At 48.7% G+C, this 4,569-nt stretch carries 6 protein-coding genes; 3 read left to right on the top strand and 3 right to left on the bottom strand.

The window, feature by feature from the left end; all coding sequences use genetic code 11:
• On the top strand, positions 1–645 hold a 645-nt coding region (locus NSMM_RS13425; protein WP_090288222.1), incomplete at its 5' end, for an IS6 family transposase.
• Between the two features lie 356 nt (positions 646–1,001).
• Here the strand turns inward: NSMM_RS13425 and NSMM_RS13420 are convergent.
• Positions 1,002–2,177: an MFS transporter gene (locus tag NSMM_RS13420; RefSeq protein WP_090288220.1), complete on the bottom strand. Its 1,176-nt coding sequence runs from the start codon at positions 2,175–2,177 to the stop codon at positions 1,002–1,004.
• 355 nt (positions 2,178–2,532) lie between these two features.
• Here NSMM_RS13420 and NSMM_RS13415 point away from each other — a divergent pair, with 355 nt between their 5' ends.
• The gene (locus NSMM_RS13415; RefSeq protein WP_090288218.1) at positions 2,533–3,144 is read left to right on the top strand and encodes a cytochrome P460 family protein; all 612 of its coding nucleotides are present in this window, start codon (positions 2,533–2,535) and stop codon (positions 3,142–3,144) included.
• Here NSMM_RS13415 and NSMM_RS16240 read toward each other — a convergent pair.
• Positions 3,131–3,328 (bottom strand): hypothetical protein, encoded by a 198-nt coding sequence (locus NSMM_RS16240; protein WP_218121139.1) that lies wholly within the window; start codon positions 3,326–3,328, stop codon positions 3,131–3,133. The genes NSMM_RS13415 and NSMM_RS16240 overlap by 14 nt on opposite strands.
• Entirely contained in the window at positions 3,328–3,804 is a 477-nt protein-coding gene (locus NSMM_RS13410) for a hypothetical protein (protein WP_090288216.1), read from the bottom strand. The genes NSMM_RS16240 and NSMM_RS13410 overlap by 1 nt, the downstream gene beginning before the upstream one ends.
• Here NSMM_RS13410 and NSMM_RS13405 point away from each other — a divergent pair.
• The gene (locus NSMM_RS13405; RefSeq protein WP_090288019.1) at positions 3,804–4,517 is read left to right on the top strand and encodes an IS6 family transposase; all 714 of its coding nucleotides are present in this window, start codon (positions 3,804–3,806) and stop codon (positions 4,515–4,517) included. The two genes, NSMM_RS13410 and NSMM_RS13405, sit on opposite strands and share 1 nt — an antisense overlap.
• Positions 4,518–4,569 lie beyond the last annotated feature (52 nt).

The raw sequence follows: 4,569 nt of genomic DNA, 5'->3' as shown, positions 1-4,569 counted from the left end.
GCCATTTTTAGCTATCGTGAATTGGAAGAAATGATGTTGGAGCGTGGATTTGAAGTCGATCACACAACGCTTTATCGTTGGGTTCAACATTATGCACCCGAAATGGAAAAACGCATGCGGTGGTACTACAAGCCGACGATGGGCTACAGCTGGCGGGTAGATGAAACCTATGTGAAGGTTAAAGGGAAATGGACATATTTGTACCGAGCTATTGATAAGCACGGTGACACGATTGATTTCTATCTTTCACCTACCCGTAATAAGAAAGCCGCCAAACGGTTTCTAGGCAAAGCGCTCAAATCCATAAAACCATGGGCACATCCGCAGACAATTAATACAGATAAAGCGCCGACTTTCGGTCCTGCCATTGATGAGTTGAAGGAAGAAGGGAAATGCCCTGAGGATACGGTACACCGGCAGGTAAAGTACTTGAACAATATTGTCGAGGCTGATCATGGAAAACTCAAACAGCTGATAAATCCCGTACGCGGGTTCAAATCCATGAAGACCGCCTATGCAACGATCAAGGGGTTTGAACTCATGCACATGTTCAAGAAAGGACAGATGGATGCATGGAAATATGGGCAAGGTCTCATAGGAGAAATCCGTCTTATTGAAAGACAATTCGATATTTACACCGCATAATCAAAAATATCAGAGATTTACTCTAGCCAACGCTATTTTTTGCAACAGAGCCCTATTTTCTCTCTGATTGGTTAACCAAACACATCGCACATCACGACCAGCTGTTAGCCCAACACGTGGGAAATTCCTCAGATCGGCCTGTAGCGGAGTTGATCTACCCCGAGTACCTCCAGGCTATTACCGCGCAAGGTTCTATACCAGACTAGGTATTTAATCGAAGATATTGCCAAGTCTTGCTGTGCAATGCTACAAGCGTACTTTTGATAATGCCATGAAAGCACGCGCACTTCCACAGCAAAAAACAGAAGCATGAATTAGTGTGTCCGCATTCAACAGAATGGCTAATCTAGGCATATCTATTCGTAAAATTCTAACTTCGCCAGCAAGCCTAGCAAAGCCACGGCGGCAATCGCCGCGCCTGCATAAAACGTTATCGCCGGGCCAAAGACTGTCCACAAACCACCGGCAAGCACGCTGGCGGCGAGCAGCGCCAGGCCGCTGACCAGATTGAACACGCCGAACGCCGTGCCGCGCAAATTGGCCGGTGCGGCATCGGCCACCAGCACCGAGAGCAGGCCCTGTGTTGCGCCCATATGCAGACCCCAGATGGCAGCACCCAGGCCGACCAGCCAGAAGTTGTCAGCCAGCGCCAGCACCACGTCAGATGCAATCAGCAAGGCAATGCCCCACATCAGCAAGCGATGCCGTCCGCCATTGTCGGAAAATTTCCCGAATGGGTAGGCACTGAGGGCATACATGACATTCATCACAATCAGCATGGCTGGCACCCAAGTCACTGCCAGTCCGACATTCTCGGCGCGCAACAGCAAAAAGGCTTCGGAAAATCGCGCGCAGGTGAGCAGGGCTGCGAACGTTACCAGCCACCAGAAACGGGGCTCAAATCGACACAGGTTTTCGCGGCGTAACGGTGAGCGAATTTTTATTGTCGGACGCGTGGCCTCAGGCTCTTCAACACCAAAAATAATCAGCAGTACGCAGATGATCGCCGGCAGCACGGCCACCCAAAAGATTAAGCGAAAGTTGTTTTGTGTCGTCGCCATCAGTACCATTGCCAGCAGCGGCCCGGCAAAGCTGCCTACGGCATCCATCGCCTGGCGCAAGCCATACGCCGCGCCGCGAATTTCCGGTGGCGTGACATCGGCAATCAGTGCATCGCGCGGCGCGCCACGTATACCCTTGCCGATGCGGTCAATAAATCGTGCGGTCAGCACCGCGCCTATGCCTTGCGCCAGTGGAAACAGCGGCTTAGTGAGCGCCGCCAGCCCATAGCCGAGCAGAATCAGCAGTTTTCTGCGTCCCATCCAGTCTGAAATTACGCCAGAAAAAACCTTGGCGATGGAAGCCGTGGCTTCGGCGATGCCTTCGATAAAGCCGACCGACAAGGCGCTCGCGCCCAGCACGGTGACCAGAAACAGCGGTAACAGGCTGTGGATCATCTCCGAGGAAATGTCCATGAACAGACTGACCAGTCCGAGAGCAACGATGGTCTTTGGCAGTTTTGAGTGATTCATGATGGGAAAACAAGAAACCTGATGTGCAACTATAGCCTGTGCGCTAGAGAATTGCGTTGCTCCAAGTCAGCGCAGGAAAGTAGGAAAACAGGGGAAAGTTACGGTATGTCCCCATTGTATCGCTCTGTTTGAGCTGATATCTCATGACGACAGTATCTGCAATCTGATCGCGCAGGCGCATTGCTCGGTGGAAGTGTTCCTCAAACGTATTTCATGCTGAAAAAGACTCCTTGTTGACACAAAAATAGCAATATCGGTACACTTGCGCGCGGCTTGCATCCTGATCAATATAGCAACATACCGATTAAACTGCTGTACCAGAATTTTTATTTCAACAAGCACTAAAGGAATTCATATGAGACTTAAACATCCATTCAAGTATTCGGCTCTGATTTTTGCGATATTCCTGATATTGGGACTGACTTCAAATACCGCATTCACCGCCGGGCCTGCAAAGTATAACGAAGCCGGCGAGCTGTTACTGCCGCAAAACTACCGTGAATGGGTTATGGTAGGTACGCAGGTCACTCCCAATGAAATGAATGAAGGCAAGGCCCCTTTTGCTGAAATCCGGACGGTTTATCTTGACCCTGGCAGCTACGCGCACTGGAAAAAAACCGGTGAATTTCGAGATGGTGCCATGACCGTCAAAGAATTAATCAGTGTCGGAGAGCGCAAAGGCCCTGGCAGTGGTAACGGTTACTTCATGGGAGACTATATTGGCTTGGAGGCTTCCGTTAAAGACTCCGGACGTTTCCCTGGCGAACCTGGAAATTGGGCGTTCTACATTTTTTATGTGCCGGATATGGAATTAGTAACTGCAGCTAAAAATCTGCCTACTGAGGAATGCGCGGCCTGTCACAAAGCTGATGCCAAAGATGACCATGTCTTCACCCAGTTCTATCCGGTGCTAAGACACGCCAAGGGCACGGGGGTCTCAGGCGTGCAACCGCTCACCAAAAAATAGAATGACCTAAAACATTATCGAAGATGCTTGTAAATGCTCTGCCGTAACGGGCTGATACGGCAGGGCGTGGGAAATGGTTTTTGTGCTTCCTATAACAAAACAGCAAAACAGCAAAACAGAGACCAAACCACGGTTTTTTATCTAGCAGAAAACCGATGTCTGTTCCCACTTCATTCAGCACCACTATGAACGCATAAGTTCGCGTAATCGATCATGTTTGGCACGAGCCTTTTTTTTGACGAGCCCTATCATTGACGGGCGCATGTACGAAACACCGCCAACCGCCTCGTAAATGCTGAAGGGGGTTTTCAATCCTCCCTCAACCTCGGTCTTGAAACGGGTGAAGTCAACTTGAAACTGCGCAAATTCCTCGATGTCTTCGGTGTCAACGAGATGCCACCCTTTTTCCAAAATCTCCATGATGCGACTATTGTTTTCTACGATGCGAGCGACGTATTGATTAGATAGCTGAATGGTAGTATCGGCATCGGCGCGTACGGACGCCCGAGTTTTCTCGTCTTGGCTCCAGTTTATTTGGACGATCTCTGTTGTATAGGCATCGTTGAATGCGTCGCATAGGGCAAACAGCTTTTCATTCGGCTCTGTTGCAAAAAATAAGAAAATTGGTGCATTATTGAATTTTTTCAGGGTATTTCTCAATGTCGGATTTCAAATGGCGACATTACCAGGGCGGTGTAATCCTGGGTTGTGTTAGATGGTACTGCAAGTACGGAATTAGCTATCGTGAATTGGAAGAAATGATGTTGGAGCGTGGATTTGAAGTCGATCACACAACGCTTTATCGTTGGGTTCAACATTATGCACCCGAAATGGAAAAACGCATGCGGTGGTACTACAAGCCGACGATGGGCTACAGCTGGCGGGTAGATGAAACCTATGTGAAGGTTAAAGGGAAATGGACATATTTGTACCGAGCTATTGATAAGCACGGTGACACGATTGATTTCTATCTTTCACCTACCCGTAATAAGAAAGCCGCCAAACGGTTTCTAGGCAAAGCGCTCAAATCCATAAAACCATGGGCACATCCGCAGACAATTAATACAGATAAAGCGCCGACTTTCGGTCCTGCCATTGATGAGTTGAAGGAAGAAGGGAAATGCCCTGAGGATACGGTACACCGGCAGGTAAAGTACTTGAACAATATTGTCGAGGCTGATCATGGAAAACTCAAACAGCTGATAAATCCCGTACGCGGGTTCAAATCCATGAAGACCGCCTATGCAACGATCAAGGGGTTTGAACTCATGCACATGTTCAAGAAAGGACAGATGGATGCATGGAAATATGGGCAAGGTCTCATAGGAGAAATCCGTCTTATTGAAAGACAATTCGATATTTACACCGCATAATCAAAAATATCAGAGATTTACTCTAGCCAACGCTATTTTTTGCAACAGAGCC

The sequence above is a fragment of the Nitrosomonas mobilis genome, from assembly GCF_900103035.1.
GTDB classification, from domain to species: domain Bacteria; phylum Pseudomonadota; class Gammaproteobacteria; order Burkholderiales; family Nitrosomonadaceae; genus Nitrosomonas; species Nitrosomonas mobilis.
This window is presented reverse-complemented; position numbering and strand designations above follow the sequence as displayed.

Coding starts and splice junctions, on each gene's coding strand:
- NSMM_RS13415 (WP_090288218.1), top strand. CDS start 2,533: ATGAGACTTAAACATCCATTCAAGTATTCGGCTCTGATTTTTGCGATA.
- NSMM_RS13420 (WP_090288220.1), bottom strand. CDS start 2,177: ATGAATCACTCAAAACTGCCAAAGACCATCGTTGCTCTCGGACTGGTC.
- NSMM_RS13405 (WP_090288019.1), top strand. CDS start 3,804: ATGTCGGATTTCAAATGGCGACATTACCAGGGCGGTGTAATCCTGGGT.